The sequence below is a fragment of the Paenibacillus sp. FSL H7-0756 genome, assembly GCF_038006765.1.
In the GTDB taxonomy this organism is placed as follows: domain Bacteria; phylum Bacillota; class Bacilli; order Paenibacillales; family Paenibacillaceae; genus Paenibacillus_AQ.
Genome location: NZ_JBBOVT010000001.1, coordinates 3,625,269 through 3,646,745, shown reverse-complemented (window position 1 = coordinate 3,646,745; position 21,477 = coordinate 3,625,269). Strand labels below are relative to the sequence as shown.

Annotated in this window: 16 protein-coding genes; 2 read left to right on the top strand and 14 right to left on the bottom strand. The window is 53.3% G+C overall.

Annotation, left to right across the window (positions count from 1 at the left end; genetic code table 11):
• Positions 1-208: 208 nt before the first annotated feature.
• On the bottom strand, positions 209-574 hold the full coding sequence (locus tag NST04_RS15950; RefSeq protein WP_341185029.1) for a VOC family protein: 366 nt from the start codon (positions 572-574) through the stop codon (positions 209-211).
• 105 nt (positions 575-679) lie between these two features.
• Complete coding sequence (locus NST04_RS15945; RefSeq protein WP_341185028.1) at positions 680-1,498, bottom strand: helix-turn-helix domain-containing protein; 819 nt, start codon at positions 1,496-1,498, stop codon at positions 680-682.
• Between the two features lie 280 nt (positions 1,499-1,778).
• Between NST04_RS15945 and NST04_RS15940 the strand changes: the two genes are divergently transcribed.
• Both NST04_RS15940 and NST04_RS15935 read left to right on the top strand, forming a co-directional pair.
• Positions 1,779-2,642 carry a class I SAM-dependent methyltransferase gene (locus tag NST04_RS15940; RefSeq protein ID WP_209869861.1) on the top strand — a complete coding sequence of 288 codons (864 nt, stop codon included), beginning with the start codon at positions 1,779-1,781 and terminating at the stop codon, positions 2,640-2,642.
• 3 nt (positions 2,643-2,645) lie between these two features.
• Complete coding sequence (locus NST04_RS15935) at positions 2,646-3,392, top strand: RluA family pseudouridine synthase (protein WP_341185027.1); 747 nt, start codon at positions 2,646-2,648, stop codon at positions 3,390-3,392.
• Between the two features lie 49 nt (positions 3,393-3,441).
• On the opposite strand, the gene NST04_RS15930 is transcribed toward NST04_RS15935, so the two are convergent.
• From NST04_RS15930 to NST04_RS15875, 12 genes are all read right to left on the bottom strand, one after another.
• Positions 3,442-3,885, bottom strand: coding sequence for a MarR family winged helix-turn-helix transcriptional regulator (locus tag NST04_RS15930; protein WP_036732955.1), 444 nt, complete (start codon positions 3,883-3,885; stop codon positions 3,442-3,444).
• Positions 3,886-4,259: 374 nt separating this feature from the next.
• Entirely contained in the window at positions 4,260-4,412 is a 153-nt protein-coding gene (locus NST04_RS15925; protein WP_341185026.1) for a hypothetical protein, read from the bottom strand.
• A gap of 641 nt (positions 4,413-5,053) precedes the next feature.
• On the bottom strand, positions 5,054-7,495 hold the full coding sequence (gene gyrA, locus NST04_RS15920; RefSeq protein WP_341185025.1) for a DNA gyrase subunit A: 2,442 nt from the start codon (positions 7,493-7,495) through the stop codon (positions 5,054-5,056).
• A 383-nt stretch (positions 7,496-7,878) separates the two neighbouring features.
• Positions 7,879-9,861: a DNA topoisomerase IV subunit B gene (gene parE / locus NST04_RS15915; RefSeq protein ID WP_341185024.1), complete on the bottom strand. Its 1,983-nt coding sequence runs from the start codon at positions 9,859-9,861 to the stop codon at positions 7,879-7,881.
• Positions 9,862-9,945: 84 nt separating this feature from the next.
• The gene (locus tag NST04_RS15910) at positions 9,946-10,935 is read right to left on the bottom strand and encodes an ABC transporter permease (RefSeq protein ID WP_341185260.1); all 990 of its coding nucleotides are present in this window, start codon (positions 10,933-10,935) and stop codon (positions 9,946-9,948) included.
• Entirely contained in the window at positions 10,928-11,911 is a 984-nt protein-coding gene (locus tag NST04_RS15905; RefSeq protein ID WP_341185023.1) for an ABC transporter ATP-binding protein, read from the bottom strand. The genes NST04_RS15910 and NST04_RS15905 overlap by 8 nt, the downstream gene beginning before the upstream one ends.
• A gap of 48 nt (positions 11,912-11,959) precedes the next feature.
• A complete protein-coding gene (locus NST04_RS15900) occupies positions 11,960-12,880 on the bottom strand; it encodes a GDSL-type esterase/lipase family protein (RefSeq protein WP_341185022.1) in 921 nt (306 codons plus the stop codon).
• 496 nt (positions 12,881-13,376) lie between these two features.
• Positions 13,377-14,150 (bottom strand): CAP domain-containing protein, encoded by a 774-nt coding sequence (locus NST04_RS15895; protein ID WP_341185021.1) that lies wholly within the window; start codon positions 14,148-14,150, stop codon positions 13,377-13,379.
• Between the two features lie 250 nt (positions 14,151-14,400).
• Complete coding sequence (locus tag NST04_RS15890) at positions 14,401-16,362, bottom strand: WG repeat-containing protein (RefSeq protein ID WP_341185020.1); 1,962 nt, start codon at positions 16,360-16,362, stop codon at positions 14,401-14,403.
• A gap of 1,234 nt (positions 16,363-17,596) precedes the next feature.
• Positions 17,597-18,604, bottom strand: coding sequence for a galactose/methyl galactoside ABC transporter permease MglC (gene mglC, locus NST04_RS15885; protein WP_341185019.1), 1,008 nt, complete (start codon positions 18,602-18,604; stop codon positions 17,597-17,599).
• Between the two features lie 110 nt (positions 18,605-18,714).
• Positions 18,715-20,226: a sugar ABC transporter ATP-binding protein gene (locus tag NST04_RS15880; protein WP_341185018.1), complete on the bottom strand. Its 1,512-nt coding sequence runs from the start codon at positions 20,224-20,226 to the stop codon at positions 18,715-18,717.
• 155 nt (positions 20,227-20,381) lie between these two features.
• Positions 20,382-21,452, bottom strand: a complete 1,071-nt coding sequence (locus tag NST04_RS15875) for a galactose ABC transporter substrate-binding protein (protein WP_036732933.1) — start codon at positions 21,450-21,452, stop codon at positions 20,382-20,384.
• Between the last annotated feature and the right edge of the window lie 25 nt (positions 21,453-21,477).

Below are 21,477 nucleotides of genomic sequence, written 5' to 3'. Positions count from 1 at the left end.
AATGTATTATCGACCGCACTCGCTTACTTCATGCTGTATTACCCTCATTCTATTTGATAATGATTATCATTGTCAATATAAAAGTCCACCTGCTCCTTGCCTGGACACACTTGCCTGGATAACACAAGCAGCGCCAGTCCAGGACATAACTTCTGCCCGGAACTGACGCCGCTCAATAATACTATTGTTAATATTCTGTGTGGAACGATTAATATCCGCCTTCAAGCAACGTAATACCATTGCCGTCGGGATCACGGAAATTCATTTCTTTACCGCCGTACTCCATGGTTGCCGGGGGATGGCAATCCAGTCCTTTCGCCTTCAGCTGCTCATATGTTTCGTCGAGACTGCCGCAGGAGAACACCAGATTAACAGTGCCTGTCGTCAGATTCTCCCATTTGGCTGCGTTCCAGATAATGATGCCGGGCTGGCTGCGTTCGAAAGCAATTTTGGCACCGTCAGACTCTCCATAGCCCTCGAATGGAACCGGAATGCCCAGTACCTCTGAGTAGAATGCCGCCAGCGCCGCCGGATCTTTGCTGTACAGATTAATGCCGTCAAATGTTGTGATCATAATGATATCCTTCCCTTCATTGCCTGTGATGTGATCGGGCTGCTGTCAGCCGTTCTATGCTCATTGTACTTCTGCATGAATAGCTTGTATTGCAAAAAAACGACATCAGCGCCGGGCATGGCTCAACGCATCCATCGGAGTTCTGCCCGCGAATTTCTTGAAGTTGTTGATCAAATGCGACTGATGGCTATACCCGTAGGTGAACACAATATCCTGCATTACTCCCTTGGTCTGCGGAGAACGGTAAAGGTCCCGCCAGACATTCTGGAAGCGGATTAAATCGGCTACCTTTTTGGGCGGAAGACCGATATGCTGCCGGAACAGCCGTTCAAGCTGGCGGCTGCTTAGGCCCGAGCTGCTCTCCAGCGCCCCTGCCGTCATGATTCCGCGTGATGTAAGCAGCCTGTGGACCGCATTCATCATCCCGTCACTGGTGCGGTTTCCCCGTTCCAATCTCCGCAGAAGGAAGTCTTCAGCAGCAGCGATGCGCTCATTCATTGTACGGATATGCTGGAGCCTGTCTCCCAGCTCCTTACGGAAGGTCCGGAAATAATGCTCTACCGGAACATGCACATTCAGTACCTCTGTCAGCGGCTCGTCTGCGAACAGATGAACGGCCCAAAAATGAAACCGGATGGCGAACCGCTGCGTAGGCACAGGCTGTGCTGCTTGTCCTGTCTCGAACGGACTGTCATTAATCCCGCAAAATATACCACCGGACTCCCCTGTCCGCTCATCCCATTCCCATATAATATCCATACAGCTGTCAGGTATGATGGTCTCCGTCCGCTGCGGCGGCGGGGGCTGTGCTCCTGATCCCCAGAAGCAGCGGATATACGGCTGAAGCAGCCTGCCCGGCAGATACTCGCCGCCCCCGGCCGGATTGGCTGTAATCGGATGATACAGCGCTGAAAGATTATACATCTGAGTGCAGTCTCCTTCCTTTGCTGTAACCTTGTATTCAGATCATACACAATCCCTGTACGAAGCGCCAGAACGCCTGCTTTTCGATGGACCAAGCACTCTGCTTACCGAATGATTATGTTTCAAACGGATCTGCCCTGCGTTTCCTGGTAATATTATACGCCTGCTGCTTGTTGGCTACACTGGGAATAGTCGCAGCTTTGCAACCATTTTGTTTGTAGCTGCGGGCTTAAATGTTGTACAATGAAGGCTAAATGACTTTTTGAAGGATGGATTAATAATGTATATAGCCAGTGATTGGAAAGACTATGAAGTGATCGATACCGGGGGCGGAGAGAAGCTCGAACGCTGGGGCGATATTATCCTGCGCCGGCCGGACCCGCAGATCATCTGGCCGCTGGCCAGCGAGAGTGCCAAGTGGCGGGATGTACACGGGCATTATCACCGCAGCTCAGCCGGAGGCGGGCAGTGGGAGATGAAGAAGACGATACCGGAGGACTGGAAAATCAGTTACGGCAAGCTGAAGTTTCACCTCCGCCCGACGAACTTCAAGCACACCGGGCTGTTCCCGGAGCAGGCGGCCAACTGGCGCTGGATGATGGACAAGATCGCTGCGGCTAACCGGCCGATCTCCGTCCTCAACCTGTTCGCATATACCGGCGGAGCCACTGTTGCGGCAGCAAGCGCCGGAGCCTCCGTCGTGCATGTCGATGCGGCCAAAGGGATGGTCCAATGGGCCAAGGAGAATGTTGCGCTGTCCGGTCTTGCCGACAAGCCGCTCCGCTTCATTACCGATGATGTATTCAAATTCGTCCAGCGCGAACAGCGCCGCGGCAGCAAATATGATGCCATTATTATGGACCCGCCGTCCTATGGAAGAGGGCCGGGCGGTGAAATGTGGAAGCTCGAATCCAGTCTCTATCCGTTCCTGGAGAGCTGCATGGAGATTATGAGCGACCGTCCGTTATTCATGCTGATTAACTCCTACACGACCGGCATCTCGCCAACCGTACTGCGCAACATGCTGTCGATGACCATGGGCAAGCGCTATGGCGGCAAGCTGAATTCCGGTGAGATCGGCTTGCCGATTACAGCCTCCGGCATGAATTTGCCTTGCGGGATTCTTGGCCGCTGGGAGGCGTAAGCCATGACCGGAGTGAATAACGGCGCAGCAGGAGCATCCGGCAGCAGCCCCTCCCGGTTCGAAATTTTATATGAGGACAACCATCTGCTCGGCATTGTGAAGCCTGTGAATATTCCCGTTCAGGAGGATGCTACAGGCGACCCGGATCTGCTGACCCTGCTGAAGGAAGATGTGAAGGAACGCTACGCGAAGCCGGGCAACGTCTTCATGGGACTGGTTCACCGGCTGGACCGGCCTGTAGGCGGTGCGATGATCTTCGCTAAGACCTCGAAGGCAGCCTCCCGGCTGTCCGAGAGTGTCCGCACCCATGCCTTCCAGAAGGTCTATCTGACGGTGGTGCATGGTCAGCTTCCGGGCTCAGAAGCCCGGCTGGAGCATACTCTGCTGAAGGACCCTAAAAGCAATACCGTCCAGACCGTCCGGGAGGGAACGCCGGGCGGCAAGCAAGCTATCCTTGATTATACTGTGATTGGCACCGCAGAAGGCTATTCGCTGGTGAGGATTGACCTGCTGACCGGCCGCTCCCACCAGATCCGCGTTCAGCTCAGCGACATTGGCTGTCCGCTCTATGGAGATCAGAAGTACGGTGCGGCCGTTAATAGACCGGGACAGCAGATTGCCTTATGGTCTGCACTCACCCGGTTCCCGCATCCGGTGACCAAAGAGGAAGTCGAGCTGCTCTCCCTGCCTCCCCGTTCCTATCCCTGGAATCTATGGACTCCGCAAATTCAAAAGCAGGCTCTCCTTTAACGGACAGCCTGCTTTTTTGCGTTATCCTATATAAATTCTCAGTTGGTGCTTATACGGACTGTACCGAAGCTGCGTCATCCACTGCCGGGGCAACCGCCATCTTCCCCATGAGGTAGAGCAGCAGCTGCTGGTTATGGGAGGAAATGGGGTCCAGCGCTTCAGCAAAAAAGTCACTGCGGACCTTCAGACCGCGCAGCGTCTCCCGCTGGCCTGTCTCGGTAATACTCACCCAGACAATTCTGCGGTCCGAGGCATCACGTTCACGGACAATCAGATTATGCTTCTCCATCCGGTCAAGCAGCATCGTCACGGCCGCCGGGCTGGTCGCCAGATGAGGGGCCAAATCAGAAGGCTTCATCGCATCACGCTCCTGCAGCAATTCCAGTACGGTTAGCTGGGCATCAGTCAGTGTAGGGGCAAGCTTGCTGTCCATATGTAGCTTATAGTCCTTTAATATCTTATGCCAGATTTTACTGAATTCAGTGGAGTGCACACTTATTCCTTCCTTTCCTGCGGATCTCTATCCGGTATATTTACTTTTTCGCCAGAAAAATTCCAAATCCTTCAAGGCAGAAAAATAAAATCTGATCTGAACCTGTTCCAGACTCCCACCTGCGTAAGAAAACCGATGAATTCCTCCGCTTACAGCCATGTCCGGCCTGCTTGGTAAAGATATTTAGTATTTAGGGAAAAAAGGTGGCGGCAAACTAAGAGAGCGTCAGGGGAACCGGTTATTTTCACATCTTCTAGGTATGAAGTGGAAACGGCTTTGCCGTCCTTTTAAAGGACGGTAGCTCATTCTTCCCATTAACAAGCAGAATCATGCTCTGCAACGCATCCTATTTGGAAAACCCTGAGATAGCCTCATCAGGCTGGAAACTTCCATCTTGGCCATTCGCTCATTTGCGGCTCCGCCCAATGGCCGCTAATATCGTTCACAGCAGAGGCTGTCCCGTTCACAGCCGCAGTTTTAACCACTCGCGTAGGTGCATCTGCTTCTGTAGATGTAACTGTATCCATAGGCGCACCTGCTTGCCCCAGACAATCTATGAGATTTTTCCCATAGACAGATTCATATCTTTTATATACGAGTCTATAGGAAGGCAATAAAAGAATATTGAAAGTATCCGACTGCGAACACCCAAAAACCACAGCAGCAAGGCTTCGCGGTTTTTGGGTGCATGAATTAAATAATTTGGGTGATTGCCGGACTGGGAGTCTCTTATATTGCCAAAAAGACACCTATTCTGCTGATTGCGGACTGAGTGGCCGTTATTGGGTCTGGAGGAGCCGAAAACAAGAGCAAATAAGTTAGTTAAGAGCACCTCAGTCCGCCGAGCGTGCAGAATAGCCTAAACGTCTGAAATAACGGCCTCCCAGTCCGCATGGATTGCTGTAGCAATGTTGCATTATTTGCACAAAATTCGGTGTTTAGGGCAAGTTAGCGCTGAATTTGTTGCATTTGTTGCAGGTTTTCACCATAGACCGCTTCTGTGGGGCAGGATTGTTGCACTTCTTGCAGGATTTCTCTATAAATGTCACTGGCTGTGGAGCATGGAGCCCATCCCTCAGCGCAGCAGCCCCCAGTTCCTAAGAAACTAAAAACGCGGGCAGCCCGTTACTCCTGAGCTGCCCGCGCCATTCCATGCGGTATTATATTTTTACCTGACGGCCTGAAAAAGAATTGCGATCTCGTCCTTCTTCTCAACGGCAACCAGCTGCTTGCCTGTAGAACGGCGCTCAGCAATCGGTGCCGACTCGGAAGAGAAGGAATGTACCGCACCGCTCTGGGTGATGGCGGTCAGCTCCAGCGGCTCCTTGCAATAGAATGCGCCAGCCAGCCTGCTGCCGTTCGGGCGGACACGCTTGCCTTCCTTGAACTCGAAGGTTGGCATCCCTTTGCCTCCCCGGCTCTGGGAAGGATAATCCACCAGCAGAGAGCGCTTGGCATAACCGATGTCGGATATAGCCAGAATCTCGCCTTCATCCTCACTGACCCAGAAGCAGGAGACGACCTCATCTCCTTCACGGAGCTGAATTCCCCTTACACCTGTGGCTACCCGGCCCATAGGATTCACTTCATTCTCACGGAAACGGATGCTCATCCCCTCACGTGTAATCAGCACGATGTCCTTGTCACCCCTGCTCTGCGCCACTGTAATGATCTCATCACCTTCAGCCACCTTACAGGCGGCAACGGCTCCAGAACGGCTTGTAGAGTACTCCTTGAGCTCGGTACGCTTCACCTGGCCCTTGCGGGTGATGAAGACCAGACTGGCCAGCGGGTCCTCCAGATTGGTGACCGGCAGCACACTGACGACACTGTCTCCCTTATTCAGTCCGATGACGTTGACGATGGCCGTCCCCGGCTCTTTCCATTTGAACTCTGGAATCTGATGCACGGGAAGCAGGAAGTATTGGCCCTTGCGGGTGAAGACGAGCAGGCTCTCCCGGGTATTCAGATCCAGCAGCTTGACGATATGATCGCCATCCTTAACCCCTGAAGAGTGGCGCTCCCCGCCCGAGCGGGTGAAGGACAGCATGCCGGTCCGCTTGATATAGCCGTCCGCAGAGAGTGCAACCAGTACATCCTCCGCATTGACCAGAACCTCCATGTTGACCTTAAGCTCCTCCACCTCGCCCTGAATCAGGGAACGGCGGTCCATCCCGTATTTATCACGAATCTCCAGCAGCTCCTTGCGGATGACTGCGATCAGCTTCTTGTCGCTGTCCAGAATCCCCTGGAGCACAGCAATCCGGGCCAGCATCTCATCCAGCTCCTTCTGAAGGGAGTGAATCTCCAGATTAGTGAGCCGGTAGAGCTGCAAGGTAAGGATGGAATCCGCCTGCCGTTCGCTGAAGCCGAACATCCAGACCAGATTATTCTGGGCATCCTGACGGTTCTTCGAAGCCTTGATGGCGGCGATCACTTCATCCAGAATGTTCAGCGCCTTGACCAGTCCCTCCAGGACATGGGCACGGTCCTCCGCCCGTTCCAGGTCGAACCGGGTACGATGGGTGACCACTTCACGCTGGTGGGCAATGTAAGCTTCAAGGATCGCTTTAAGCCCGAGCTGCTGCGGAGCCTTATTAACAATGGCAACCATGTTGAAGTTGTAGGTGACTTGCAGGTCGGTTTTTTTGAGCAGGTAGGCTAAGACGCCTTGTGCATCTGCCTCCTTCTTCAGCTCCACCACGATGCGCAGGCCCTCACGGCCGCTCTCATCGCGGACCTCGGCGATCCCTTCAATTTTTTTCTCCAGACGGATGTTCTCCATGGAGGTTACCAGACGTGATTTCACGATCTGGAAAGGCACCTCGGTAATCACGATCTGCTGCTTCCCGCCGCGCAGGTTCTCAATCTCCGTCTTGGAACGCAGATAGATACGGCCTTTACCGCTGCGGTAAGCATCCATAATGCCGTCTCCGCCCATAATGGTTCCACCGGTCGGGAAATCCGGCCCCTTGATGAAGGTCATAATATCCTCGAGGGCAATGTCCGGCTTCTGCATAACAGCGATACAGGCATCGATTACTTCCCGCAGGTTATGCGGCGGTATCTCTGTGGCGAATCCGGCCGAGATCCCGCTCGTCCCGTTCACCAGCAGGTTCGGATAACGGGAGGGAACCACCACCGGCTCCTTGGCCGTATTATCGAAGTTGTCCTTGAACAGAACGGTGCGCTTCTCAATATCGCGCATCATCTCCATGGCAATCGGAGACAGACGTGCTTCTGTATAACGCATTGCCGCTGCCGGGTCATCATCCATGGAACCCCAGTTGCCATGTCCGTCGACCAGTACATGCCCCATCTTCCACGGCTGTGCCATCCGCACCATCCCGTCGTAGATCGAAGAGTCCCCGTGAGGATGGTAGTTCCCCATAACATCACCGACGGTTTTAGCTGACTTGCGGTATGGCTTATCCGGCGTATTGCCAGAATCGTACATGGCATACAGAATCCGGCGCTGCACGGGCTTCAGCCCGTCGCGTACATCGGGGATCGCCCGGTCCTGAATGATATATTTGGAATACCGGCCAAACCGGTCACCGACGACCTCTTCCAGAAAAGCCGGCAAAAACTGCTCTGATAAACTGCTCATATCCTCTTCACCTTCTGTTCCTCATTCTGTCCGCTTTTTTAAAGATTGATGATCTGACCGCTGCACGCCTGAACTTCTCAATTCATTTGAACAAAATCGTAATCCGTATAGAAGGGATGACCGTAACTGCGGTGAGTTTTGGACTTTCGGCCGCTGTTGTCTCCAGATTTCTTGATTTCAAACCGCTGATCGCGGTAGAAATCCGGAGACAAAGGCGGTCGCTATCGCTCCTGCAGTTCCAAAATCCCCTCCGTTACTTCCCCTTCTATAATTTCACAATTTCAGTTCCAAACCCATTGAGAAAACCGCCGCTATCGCGTAAACCGATCATCAAAAAATTAAAAACGCGGAAGGTATCGTCACTTCCCACTACTCTCTTACTCCTACTCCACGATCTCCGTGAAGTCGACGTTCTCGACAATCCAGCGCTTACGCGGATCGACTTTATCACCCATCAGCGTGGAGACGCGGCGTTCCGCCTTGGCGGCATCCTCGATCTGCACCTGAAGCAGCGTACGCGAATCGGGATTCATCGTAGTCTCCCACAGCTGGTCCGGGTTCATCTCACCCAGTCCCTTGTACCGCTGCAGCTCGAAATTCTTCCCGAATTCCTTCAGATAATTCTGCAATTCCTCATCGCTCCAGGCATAACGGACCGTCTCCAGCTTGCCCGATTTGCGTGTCAGCTTATACAGCGGCGGCTGGGCGATATAGACCTTGCCGGCATCGATTAGAGGCTTCATGTAGCGGTAGAAGAAGGTCAGCAGCAGCACCTGAATATGTGCTCCGTCCGTATCGGCATCGGTCATAATGATGATTTTGGAATAATTGCTGTCCTCTACGGCAAAATCAGGCCCGATTCCCGCACCGATTGCCGAAATGATCGCCTTGTATTCGTCATTCTTCAGGATATCCAGCAGCTTGGCCTTCTCGGGGTTCATCGGCTTGCCCTTCAGCGGCAGAATGGCCTGAATCTTGGAATCCCGGCCCTGCTTCGCGGAGCCTCCGGCCGAATCGCCCTCTACGATGAAGATCTCGGTACGTGTAACGTCCTTGGACTGTGCAGGCGACAGCTTGCCGCCCAGGTTCGAGCTCTCACTGCGCTTCTTGCCGCTGCGGATCTCATCCCGGGCTTTGCGGGCCGCTTCACGGGCCTTGGAGGCCTGAATCGACTTCTTCAGCAGACTCTGTGCGACTTGAGGGTTCTCTTCCAGGAACCGCGCCATCCGCTCGGAGACAATGAAGTCCACCGCACTGCGGGCAGATGCGCTTCCGAGCTGATCCTTCGTCTGTCCGACAAATTCCACATCCGACATCTTGATGCTAATGACCGCCATCATGCCCTCGCGCAGATCGTTTCCTTCCAGATTCTTGTCCTTCTCCTTAAGCAGCTGCGTCCGGCGGGCATAATCATTGAGCACACGGGTATAGGCCGTCTTAAAGCCTGTCTCGTGTGTTCCCCCGCTGCGGGTAGGAATGGAGTTGACAAAAGAAGCGATCGTCTCCGTATACCCCGCATTATACTGCAGCGCGATTTCCACCTCGATCTCGTCCTTCTCGGAGCTGAAATGGATCACATCGTGCAGGACGTCCTTGCCTTCGTTCAGGAATTGCACGAACTGGCTGGCGCCGCCTTCGTAGAAGAATTCGTCCTGACGCCCGCTGCGCTCATCGCTCAGGACGATCCGCAGGCCGGAGTTCAGGAAGGCAATCTCCTGTACCCGTTCAGCCAGCGTATCATAACTCAGCGCAATGCCTGCGGAGAAGACGCGAATATCCGGCTTGAAGGTAATCTTCGAACCGGTTTTATTCGTATTTCCCAGTATCTCAAGACCGGTTACAGGCTCACCGACATGCTCTTTGCCGTTCTTGTCGACCCAGTATTCAAAGCGCTGGCGGTGAATTTTGCCTTCCCGGTAGATCTCTACTTCCAGCCACTCGGACAACGCATTGGTTACCGAAGCCCCGACACCGTGCAGTCCGCCTGATTTCTTGTAGCCGGAACCGCCGAATTTACCGCCCGCGTGCAGAATGGTGAATACCACCTGCGGTGTTGGGACGCCTGTCTTGTGCATTCCGGTTGGTATTCCGCGTCCGTTGTCAATCACGGTCACCGATCCGTCTTTGCGGAGGGTGATATCAATTTTCGAGCAAAACTTCGCCAAATGCTCATCTACGGCATTATCCACTATTTCCCATACTAAATGGTGCAGACCCGAGGAACTCGTACTGCCAATATACATGCCGGGCCGTTTGCGGACCGCAACCAGACCTTCGAGCACCTGAATGTCGTCAGCATCGTATCCAGTCCGGCCTGCTTCGCCGTTCTTAGAGACTTTTGCAAACATATCGATCTGTTCGAGCATTCATGCTCCTCCTTCACTTGTCTTCCTGTCTCTCTAAAATTCTCTCTAAAATGCAAACAAACGTTTTCGTTCACTTTGTACATTCTAATTCAAAATATCCCGTTTCGTAAAGACGGCGAATGAAATGATTACGGCCGCAAGCCCCCAAATGCCCAGAACCGCCATCGAAAAGCCCAGTGTCATGCCCTCAATCGGCGCAGGAGTGCCCGCTAAATAAGTCGTCAGCTCCATGTTGACCATAAATAAATATTTGGCCGCCGTCCAGGCTGAAGCCATATTCGTCAGGATCGTTCCGGCAATCAGTGCCGCCATCATCACGACAATGCTCGCAGCCGTACTCCGGACCAGCACCGACACCATGAAGGCCAGCAGGGCCACTACGATGCTGACATACCAGATCAGCCCGCCCTGCATCAGCAGATACTTCCACTGCTCCACCGCATGAACCTTCGACATATCCACAGTGTCGCCGCTGAGCTGGAAGCCTGTGAAGACGGGAACATTGAACCCCTTATAGCCAAAAGCCAGCCCCGAGACCAGATAGCTGATCACGAATACCGACAGCACAATCAGCGAGACGAACATCAGCAGCGCTGCCATTTTGCTGAACAGCACCTTCCAGCGCCGGACCGGGCGGGTCAGCAGCATCTTGATCGTTCCTGTCGTCCGCTCACCGGAGACCAGGTCGGAAGCAACCGCCATGATCAGCAGCGGAATGAACAGGGAGACGGAATTATTGACAAACTCCCGGGTGAACGTTACTCCGCTCGGCTCCTTCGGATTCACATCATGATCCAGATAATACTGCAATTGCTGGAGAAAAATCCGCCGGTACGACTTCCATTCCTCCGGAATCCGGTCGCTGCCGAGCGAGTTCTGATTGTCGGTAATCTGCTGCTGGATCTCCAGCCTCCAGTCAGAGTTAAATTTGTCACGGCTGCGCTCCGCTATGCGCATTTGCGCATAGGTAAACATTGGCACCAGCACAAGCAGGATAAGCAGGATGATATAGAATCGCTTCTTTTTAATTATCTTCAGGCACTCATTTCGGATGAGCGGCAGCAGGTTAATCAATGGCTTCACCTTCCGTTAGCTTCAAGAATAGCTGTTCCAGTGTAGGGTTAATTTTATGCACAGCCCGGACTTCCACCTCTTGTGCAACCAGAACGGCAACAATCTCCGGGATCAGCTCCTCATCCATTGCCGTAACCAGGGAATTCACACCCATGCCTGCGATGACCGAGTCATCCAGGGTAACCTCGTCCAGATGAAGCAGCGCGATATCCGGCCGCCCGGCCATGATGTCTCTTGCCCGCTGAAGCGGCTCCAGCTCCCACAGGACATACGGTGAGTTACGGGCAACCAATTCGTCTACAGCACCTACAGCGAGTACGCGCCCTTTGCTGATAATGGCTACCCGGTCGCACAGCAGCTGAATTTCGCTCAGCAGATGACTGGACACAAAGACCGCCAGCCCTTCGTCTGCCAGCTTACGGATGAATTCACGCAGCTCCTTGATCCCTTTGGGGTCCAGGCCGTTGGTAGGCTCATCAAGAATTAGCAGCCGGGGTCGGCCGAGCAGAGCTTGGGCAATACCGAGCCGCTGGCGCATCCCGAGCGAATACGTGCTGACTTTATCTTGAATGCGCTGATCGAGCCGCACGATTTCAACAACCTCGGTAATCCGCTGCGCGTCTACTCCGGGCTGCATGCGGGCAAAGTGCTGCAGGTTCTCCCAACCGGTCAGATACGTGTAGACCTCGGGATTCTCGACGATGGAACCGACGTATTGCAGCGCTTTTTCCGGATTCCGGTTCACATTGTAGCCGCAGACAGTAATCGTCCCTTCGCTCGGGCGGATCAAGTCCACCAGCATGCGGATAGTTGTGGTTTTGCCGGCTCCGTTCGGACCCAGAAAGCCGAAGATCTCGCCTTTTTTCACATCAAACGTGACATCATCTATAATCCATTTGCGGCCGATTTTTTTGCGGACTCCCCGGGCGGACAGGACAACTTCTTCCCCCGGTGCCTCATGAATAGTTCTCGCCATCTTATACAGCTCCTTGCCACAGTCATTTCTGTTCCAAAAATCCTCTGATCAACGAACGGCTTGTACAATCCGCTCGCTCATCCGCTGATAACCGTCCCCGTTCGGGTGAAAATGATCGTTCGACAGATATTTCGCCAAATGGCGGTCAAACAGATCAAAGGTCGGGACCAGCGTCATGTTCTGATGTCTGTTGATCATATCCATCGCCGCATTATTCCACGCCGTTACCGCCTGATTACCCGGAATTAGCAGCCCCTCGATATCTCCGAAGGGATTATAAAGACCGATGTAATAGACCTGAGCCTGCGGATTCACTTCTGCAACGGTATCCAGTATGCTGCCCAGCCGTTTAGCGGCCCCTGGCAGAGCAGAGAGGAGCGATTCCGGAGTCAGATCGCCGGCAGATGCGGTTGGAACCGGCGCCGTGCCTTCTACCTTGTTATTCGCAGGGGCTTCTGTGCTCTGAGGTGCCGCTTGCTCCGAAGGCTTCACAGTGGCGGCTGCTTGTCCGCTGCTCCCGCCTGTGCCCATAATATCCGAGCCCCGGAACAGATCGTTCCCGCCGATGGAGATCAGGATCACATTCGCCTGACGCAGCGCGTACTGCACGCCTTCCTCCTGAAGCTTGCTCTGCAAGGCAGCTGTGGTCAGGCCGTTAATGCCCATATTGCCCAGCAGCTCTGCCTTTCCCCCATTGGCCGACAAGGCATCCACGGTCCGCTTAACAAAGCCCTGCCCGGAGTTGTCGCCAGTCCCTTTGGCCAGAGAATCGCCAAGCGCCAGGATCTTGTATTCGTCACTTGCCGCGGCTGTCGGTGCCGCCGTCTCCTGCGGAAGGGAGGAGAGGAATTGCTCCCCCTTCGGGTTCATGATATCGCCCACTGCATACACAAATCCTGTAATCAAAAGTAAAGTTGCCAGGATGGACACCAGGCTCACTGTCCTCCAGGTCCATTTGGAATCCTTCAATGCTATCCCTCCATCTGCCGTACTCTTCTGCTTAGTCCATTATTCACAGCATTATTAACTATGTAGATAAACATAATTCTTCTTTGGAGAATTTGCAAACGAAGGAGTGAGTTTAGGTGGCGGCGCGGCTGCGGTGATTTTGGACTTACGGCCGCTGTTGTCTTTGGATTTCCTGATTCAAACCGCTCCTCGCGGTAGAAATCCAAAGACAAAGGCGGACGCATTCGCTCCTACAGTTCCAAAATCCCCTCCGCCGCTTCACCTAAACGGTGAAAGCAGTAGGGCGGCACGATAGCGCTGCGCTGATCGTGCAAGACCGCGTACTGCGTGCGGCACGATGGCGCTACGCTGATCGTGCAAGAGCAATATTACTTTTAGCCACTTGGGCTGAACTTCATTGGCAGCATAAGATTCATCCTTTGTGCTAAACCATAAAAACGCCCCCCGGCAATGCCGGAGGGCGGAGTTAAAGTTACTTTAAGTTAAAATACTTGACTTATTTACCGATGAATTCCTGGACCCAGTAGTTATTATCGAAGCCAACACCAATATAGTTGAAATTCGCGCTCAGGATGTTAGCCTTATGACCCGGGCTATTCATCCACGCGGTCATAACTTCCTGAGGGGTCTTCTGGCCCATAGCGATATTCTCGCCGGCTGCCTTATAGGTAATACCAAAGGCCGACATCATATCGAAAGGTGATCCGTAGGTCGGAGATGTGTGTGAGAAATAGTTGTTCGAACGCATGTCCGCAGCCTTCGCCGCTGCCACTTTGTTCAGGCTGTCCAGTGCGGAGACAGGGGCTAGTCCAGCTGCAGCGCGCTCTTTGTTCACCAGTGCAACTACTTGCTGTGTGTAGCTGGAGGCGTTAGTACCCACCGCAGGAACTGCAGATGGTGCCGGAGCCGGGGTTACCACAGGTTTTGCAGTGGCAACGGGTGCCGGTGCTGGCTTAGCAGTGGCTGCCGGTGCTGCTGTAGCCACTGGTGCTGCTGTGGCAATCGGCTTAACCGGAGCTGCCGGCTGTGCTGCTGCTGGCGTTGTGTATACAAAGGTTTTAGTGACAGTGTACGTATTGCCACCCAGTACGAAAGTCTTCGAATTGTTCTGTGTGAAATATTCCATGAGCTGTGCGAAATTCATATCTGATCCGGCTGCCGCAGGGGCTCCGGCTGCTGCTGCTTTTGCTTGTAATGGAAGAGAAATGCCAAGCGCCATAACAGCGGCTACGCTTCCACCTATCACTTTTCTCAAAGTCTTGCTTTTCATTCTGCCATCTCCTTAATCTTCGTTGTGGTATATCGTGCTGCCAGGGGTGTCGGTCTACAAATGTTACAAAGTTGTAATCTGTTCCTACGTCATTGTAACACAAAACTATCAGCTGTGCGCTTCTAAATTCTGTAATTTTATAGATAGAGAGGCTTGTCCCCACCAGCAGCGGCAAATGAAACAGCATTGCCGTCCTTTTCAGGACGGCTGTTGGTTCTACTCTTTTATATCGGCGCTTCTATCGCTTATTTTAATGAAAAGACTGCCAGAACTCCCCTTCGGTTGAGATCAGGCCCATAATCTCTGCATAGGGAATGCGGAAGGTTGGAAATCCTGCCGAATAAGGAGCAATCTCATAAGGGGCAAAATACAGGTATAGTGCCTCCGCATCCACATAAAAGGGCTGATCCGCTGTAATGCCTTTATACGTGTCAGGGAAAACATAGGAATACTGCGGATCATTCTTAATCTGCTTGCCGACAATCTCACTGAGCTTCTGCACATATTTGCTTCCGGGCTTGAACAGGTCACTGAGCGTGTAGAATTTACCGGTGCGCAGATTGATATGCTCATAGATCCGGGTGGGCATGCCGTGCGCAGCGCCGAACGGAAAATGATAACCGCTAAGCTCCAGCACCAGCAGATTCTTGCGGAAGAAGGAGACGGCGAAATCCCCCGTATAGCTGAAATCCTGCGTGCCTCCCCCCGTCCCCGCCCCGTATGGGAGCGACAGAATGCGCAGCTTGTCATTTACCGCCCTCGAGACCTCTGCAACCGCGATCCCTTCCACTACCGGATAATAGACCAGATAATCCCGGTTCGGCTTATATTTCTTCTCCAGCACAGAGTATGGCGGTCTGAGCGGTATGACCCCGTTTTGACGCCAGACCTGCTTGCCTTTACGGTCATAATAGGAGGTGCGCAGATCAATATCCGCACGGATCAGGCTGCCGCTGAAGGACAGTGACCCTGAGCCAGGAATGACCGGGGGCTGGGCAGCTTTTTTCCCGCTGGTATCAATAAAATACGTATCCTTGGCATCGTACACCGACGCGAGTCCCTGCTGATAATTGTTCACACCCAGCAGCGGATGGGTGCTGAGAATTCTTCCGGTCAGCGCATCGGCTATAACATAGCTGGAGCCTCTGTAGGGCTGATCCGCATACAGCGGGGTCCCCAGCGCCACACGGTTCTCTCCCAGCTGCTGCACCTCATAATAGACGGCGGGAATAATCATTTTACCCTGCTTATCGATTAGACCGTAGGCGTTGCCGTAATCCGCAGCTGTGTTAATCACCGCCCGGCCCTCCGAGAACGGCAGAGCTGCCGTATACTGCGGCTGGATGGCAATCGTGCCGTCCGTGTGGAGATAACCGTATTTTCCATCCTCCGTCGCCTGAAAGGCCAGCAGTCCATCCCCCGGATACCCGACAAAAGGATGTTTGTACGTATGCAGCACCCCGCCATGAACATCAATCAGCGCATATTCCCCTTCGGCTACTTTGACCAGTGCAGTCCCGTTCGAGAAATCCCCGGCGTCCAGATAGACAGCTGGCAATACCTCTTTGCCTTGGGCATCCAGGTAGCCATAGAGTGAGATCCCCCCGGTAGTATTCTGCTTGGAGAACAGCGCCCGGCCTTCGTGCAGCGAATTCAGATAGTCATAGCGCGCGGACGTCACTTCTTTGCCTTTTTCATCAATGAAAGTGTAGCCCTTCGCATCCGACACCACGGCCCGCCCCTCGGAAAAAGGACCAATAAAAGAATAGACCGGTTTGACCCGCTCCCGCCCGGAGCTGTCAATCAGCCCGCTGACATTCCCCCGCTGCACCACCGCCAGGCCATTCTCCTGAAACTCCTCCGCATAGTCATATCTCGGCTCAATCCCAATCCGTCCCTCGTTGTTGATATATCCCCACAGCGTCCCGTCCTTGAGTTTAAAAGGAGCCGGATGCAGCAGCTCTGCCCGCAGGCCTCCGCCGTCATCCGGGAGCACAATGAGCGCTTCCAGCGGCTTTTTGGAGTAGTCTACACGGTATAAGCCCGCCTCTGCCGGGATCGTCACGAACAGCTCCTCTTCCGCCCGGATGAAATCCTCCTCCTGCTGCGGAATACACTCATTCCAGCCGATGCCGTCCCACCGCCATACCTCTGTGTGAATCAGACCGTTGTCATTCCCTTTTCCCAGCTCGTTCAGCTTAATCCTCAGCATGCTGTCGTTCTCCTTTACAAAGGCTTTTGCCTATAGAATATGAACGTGAGGGGGAAAGGGTGTGTCTGTGCTTGGGCGATAATAGAGCGTTTATAAAACGTTAATGAAACAGAAAGGCGATGTCGTAACTGCGGTGAGTTTTGGACTTCCGGCCGCTGTTAGGTTTGGATTTCCTGATTTGGACCGCTGTTCGCGGTAGAAATCCAAACCTAAAGGCGGACGCTGCCGCTCCAGTTCCAAAATCCCCTCCGTTACTGCTGCCTTTCTGTTGGTAAACCTTAAGGGCAACACAAACACACCCTTTCGGAGGGTGTGTACCGGGGATACAAGGGCTGCTTCGCCTGCCCTTGAAGAATGAGAATAATCCTTCTGCCGGGCGGGCAAAGGTTTAATAACAATCTATAAATGATAAAAGCATAAAACTCTATTCAGCGGACCGGATAAATAAGTTAGTTTGCATACGTGCCGTACCTAACCGTTGCCTGCTACCTCACTGCTACCTCACTGCTACCTCACTGCTAACTGCTTTCCTTCTGCAGCCTACCGCTTATTCCCTGCTACCTTACTCTAACTACCTGCCAACTACAGCCTACCCTCCACCCTCTACGCCTATGGAACAGAATAAAAACCATTAATTAGTTACTGTTAGCTGCGAAATCCTGCCTAAAATGCAACATTCGGCTCCCTACATCGACTTTAAACTAACATTGTTGTATAAAATGCAGCATTTGCCCGCCCACACCCCACTTAAAAGAAAAAATGTTGTAATTCGTGCAGCAATCCCCCCGAGTCCCCCTGTTCCAGCCCGCCGGAGTTGCATTTATTACAACAATTCACATTGGGTTGAGATGTAGTAGCGGGAGGGAGTTTGGAACTGAAGGAGCAGTAGCATCTTGAGGTCCAATACTCACCACCGCAGGCACATGTATTCTCATGATTTGGAGCAACGCTGTGACAAATCCGGGTAAGCCAAAAAACGTTTGCGTGGGTACCGCAAACGCTCTTTGGCCTGCCTACTCCACCCTTGGTGAGGTGATAGGAGTACCGGAGGGGATTTTGGAACTGGAGGAGCGATAGCGTCCGCCTGAAAGCTTTCCGCAGGAAAGCTCGCTTCGGAAGCATCAACAGTCTCCCGATTTCTACCGCGATTCGCGGTTTAAATCAGGAAATTGGGAGACAACAGCGGCCGGAAGTCCAAAATCCCCGCAGGTACGGATCATTACCGAACCGAACGCTACTTTTTCGACGAATATTTCCGCATATCAAACGACACCGCAGCGATGATAATCAGGCCTTTGATGATCAGCTGGTAGTACGGGCTGATGCCGATGAAGGTCAGGCCGTAGTTGATCAGGGTGAAGATGATAACGCCGACCAGGACGCCGGGCACGGTACCGATCCCGCCGGTGGTGGATACGCCGCCGACGACGCAGGCTGCGATGGCGTCAAGCTCGTACATGTTCCCGTAGTTGTTGGTAGCGCCGCCTGTTCTTGCAGCTTCAAGCACACCGGCCAGACCGTAGAGGGCACCAGCGATGGCGTAGATGTAGATCAGGTTCTTGGAGACGTTGATCCCGGATACCTTGGCTGCCTGCATGTTGCCGCCGATGGCGTACATGTTTTTGCCCAGCTTGGTTTTGTTGAACAGTACCCAGACGATCGCCGCGACTCCGAGGGCTATGAGTACGATGTACGGGATGGAATATTGGCCGCTGCCGATGAAGCCGGAGCCGATGTTGGTGAAGTCCTGGCGCAGACCGCCGATGGGCTGGGATTGGTTAGGGTCCATGTCAAAGTACAGGGAGTTCAGGCCATATACGATCAGCATCGTACCCAGAGTGGCAATAAACGGCGGAACGTTCAGCTTGGAGACGATAATCCCGTTGATGAGACCGCAGAGCAGACCAGCCACAATGGCGATCAGAATCGGCAGCCAGACCTGCACCTGCGGCAGATCAGGGAAGAAGCGGCGGGAGTAGTCGGGTATCTGCAGCATGGAAGCTGAGATCACCGCAGTGAAGCCGACCACCCGGCCTGCCGACAAGTCGGTCCCGGCGGTGATCAGGATAAAGGCTACCCCGAGCGCAATAATAACGCGTGTGGAGGACTGGATCAGTACATCCCGCAAGGTGTTAATGGACATGAAGCTTGGCTCGTATATGATAATCCCCATAATCAGCAGTACCAGCACGATGTAGATTGCGTTTTGAGTCACGAAGGACTGCCCTCTTTTAATAGTCATAATTGTGTTCCTCCTTAATTGTTACGCGAAGTTTAAGCATTCGTTGCTGAGCTTCTTCAGCCTTGCAGCAACTCTATTGCCTTCGCCGTCCTGTGAGCTGTAGCTCCTGATTAATGCTGTGCGGCGAGACGCATCACTTCGGTTTCCGTAGCCTGCACACCTTCTAATATTCCTGTCAGCCGTCCTTCCGACATCACCATGACTCGGTCAGACATCCCCAGCAGCTCGGGCATTTCCGAGGAGATCATGATGATGCTCTTCCCCTGCTTCGCCAGGTCGGCAATGATGGTGTAGATCTCGAACTTCGCACCGACGTCAATCCCGCGTGTCGGCTCATCGAGCAGCAGCACCTCAGGCTCAGTGAGCAGCCATCTGGCCAGCAGCACCTTCTGCTGATTCCCGCCGGAGAGATTCATAATCTGCGTCTTGGTCGTTGGCGTCTTGGTGCGCAGCTTTTCAATCATTTTATCGACTTCAACCTTCTTCTTGCGGCCGTTCAGCAGCAGATAAGGCGTCTTGTAGCGGTCGAGGTTGGCGATGGCGCCATTCTCATGCACAGACAGCACCGGGAAAATCCCTGTCACGCGGCGCTCCTCGGTCAACAAGGCCAGCCCGTGCTTCTTCGCATCCTGCGGAGAGTTGATCTTCACCTTCTTGCCGTCAATCGAGATGGAGCCGGATTTCACCGCGCGCAGTCCGAACAACGCTTCAATAACCTCGGTTCGCTGCGCGCCGACCAGACCGCCGACCCCCAGAATCTCCCCGCGTCTTAGCTCGAAGGAGACATCCTTGAAGGATCTGGGCTCCGGTGAGGTCAGGCCGTCTACCTTCATGAACACCTTGCCTGGAACATTGGTGCGCTCCGGGAAACGGTTCGTCAGATCACGCCCGACCATCTTGGAGATAATCAGATCCGTAGTCAGCTCGGCCGAGGGCCAGGTGCCGATCTTTTTACCGTCACGCATAATCGTCACTTCATCGGAGATCTCCAGGATTTCTTCCATTTTGTGAGAGATATAGATAATGGCTACGCCTCTTTTTTGCAGGTCCCGGATGATCCGGAACAGATGCTCCACTTCCACGCTCGTTAAGGACGAGGTTGGTTCATCCATGACAATAACGCGCGAGTGAAAAGAGACCGCCTTCGCGATTTCGATGGATTGGATCTTGGATACAGACAGCTTGCCCACCAGCGTTTCGGGATTCAGGTCGATATCCAGATCTTTAAATAAATTTTCGGTGTCGGTGAACATTTTTTTGTGGTCAATGAACTGAAGAGGCCCGATGCCCTTGGTTGGAAAACGACCCAGCCAGATGTTCTCCATCACGCTGCGGAAAGGTACAGGGTGCAGCTCCTGATGGATCATCGAGATGCCGTGCTTCAGTGCTTCGCTCGAACTTGTGATGGAGGCCTTCTGGCCATCCAGGAAGATCTCACCGGCATCCGGTGAATAGATTCCAAAGAGACATTTCATCAGAGTAGACTTGCCTGCCCCGTTCTCGCCCATAAGCGCATGAACCGAGCCCGGACGAACCTTAATACTAACGCCATCCAGCGCCTTCACGCCGGGAAATTCTTTGGTAATACCGTTCATTTCCAGCAAAAATTCCGTATTTGCCATGTTGTTACGCCCCCTACGCTTTTTGTCTTTTTCCATGAGAGGCACAGCGGTTCCATCCTGCTCCCTACCCGTAAGGAATTCCGGAGTGCGCATTGCAGCGCCCTCCGGGACTGGTATCTATGATACGTATCTGTAGCCTTGCACCTGTTAACGGATTATTGCGCGTCTGCTACGTTATCTTTGGTAATCTTTTTATAGGAGATCCATACGAACTGGTTGTCTGTGATGTCGAAGCCTACGTTCTCTTTGGTTGGTGTTTCGCCTTTGGCCAGCAGAGCGGCCAGGGTGATCGCTGCTTTACCTTGGTTGTTGGCATCGTTCAGTACGGTACCGAGCATCGTTCCGTCCTGCAAAGCCTGAACCGCAGGAGCTGTCGCATCCACGCCTACAACCGGCATGTATTTGTCGCCGCTGAAGTAGCCTTGAGCCTTCAGAGCTTCGATGGCGCCGAGTGCCATGTCATCGTTGTTGGCGAGTACGGCTTCAATCTTGTCACCGTGGGAGCCGAGGAAGGCTGCCATTTTCTCTTGGCCTTTTACACGGTCCCACATCGCGGTATCTTCAGCTAGCTTCTCTACCTTAATGCCCGCATCTTCAATCGCCTGGATGGAGTACGTGGTGCGCAGCTCGGCATCCTGGTGTCCCGGTTCGCCCTTCAGCATGACATATTGCAGCACACCGTCGCCGTTCTTGTCCGCTTCAGGGTGTGCCTTCCAGTAATCCACGATCAGCTGGCCGGACATGGTGCCGGACTCTTCAGCCTTAGCGCCTACATAGTAGACCTTATCCCATTTCTTCATATCTTCTGGCAGCGGCTCACGGTTCAGGAAGACCACCGGAATGTTCGCTGTCTTGGCCTTATCGATGATGACGCCAGCAGCTGTGCGGTCTACCGGGTTGATCAGCATGCCGTTATATTTCTTGGTGATGAACAGATCCACCTTATCATTCTGTGTGGGCTGGGAATTCTGGCTGTCTACGATATCAACTGTGGCAATGCCCTTGGCAGCAGCATCGATGGCGTTGCGGACACCCGTCATGAATGTATCGTCGAATTTGTAGATCGCTACGCCGACCTTTGGTGTCTCAGCTGAACCGGAATTCGCCGTGTTAGCCGCAGTTCCTGTGTTAGCAGCGTCAGCCGCCTTGTTATTGTTGCCGCCGCAGCCTGCGAGAGCCGCGCCCAGCAATGCACTGGCAAGTAAAACGGAAGTGATTTTTTTCATGTCTAATTGACCTCCTGAGGATATT

Coding starts and splice junctions, on each gene's coding strand:
- mglC (WP_341185019.1), bottom strand. CDS start 18,604: ATGACTATTAAAAGAGGGCAGTCCTTCGTGACTCAAAACGCAATCTAC.
- NST04_RS15945 (WP_341185028.1), bottom strand. CDS start 1,498: ATGTATAATCTTTCAGCGCTGTATCATCCGATTACAGCCAATCCGGCC.
- NST04_RS15950 (WP_341185029.1), bottom strand. CDS start 574: ATGATCACAACATTTGACGGCATTAATCTGTACAGCAAAGATCCGGCG.
- NST04_RS15875 (WP_036732933.1), bottom strand. CDS start 21,452: ATGAAAAAAATCACTTCCGTTTTACTTGCCAGTGCATTGCTGGGCGCG.
- gyrA (WP_341185025.1), bottom strand. CDS start 7,495: ATGAGCAGTTTATCAGAGCAGTTTTTGCCGGCTTTTCTGGAAGAGGTC.
- parE (WP_341185024.1), bottom strand. CDS start 9,861: ATGCTCGAACAGATCGATATGTTTGCAAAAGTCTCTAAGAACGGCGAA.
- NST04_RS15925 (WP_341185026.1), bottom strand. CDS start 4,412: ATGGATACAGTTACATCTACAGAAGCAGATGCACCTACGCGAGTGGTT.
- NST04_RS15940 (WP_209869861.1), top strand. CDS start 1,779: ATGTATATAGCCAGTGATTGGAAAGACTATGAAGTGATCGATACCGGG.
- NST04_RS15890 (WP_341185020.1), bottom strand. CDS start 16,362: ATGCTGAGGATTAAGCTGAACGAGCTGGGAAAAGGGAATGACAACGGT.
- NST04_RS15905 (WP_341185023.1), bottom strand. CDS start 11,911: ATGGCGAGAACTATTCATGAGGCACCGGGGGAAGAAGTTGTCCTGTCC.
- NST04_RS15895 (WP_341185021.1), bottom strand. CDS start 14,150: ATGAAAAGCAAGACTTTGAGAAAAGTGATAGGTGGAAGCGTAGCCGCT.
- NST04_RS15935 (WP_341185027.1), top strand. CDS start 2,646: ATGACCGGAGTGAATAACGGCGCAGCAGGAGCATCCGGCAGCAGCCCC.
- NST04_RS15880 (WP_341185018.1), bottom strand. CDS start 20,226: ATGGCAAATACGGAATTTTTGCTGGAAATGAACGGTATTACCAAAGAA.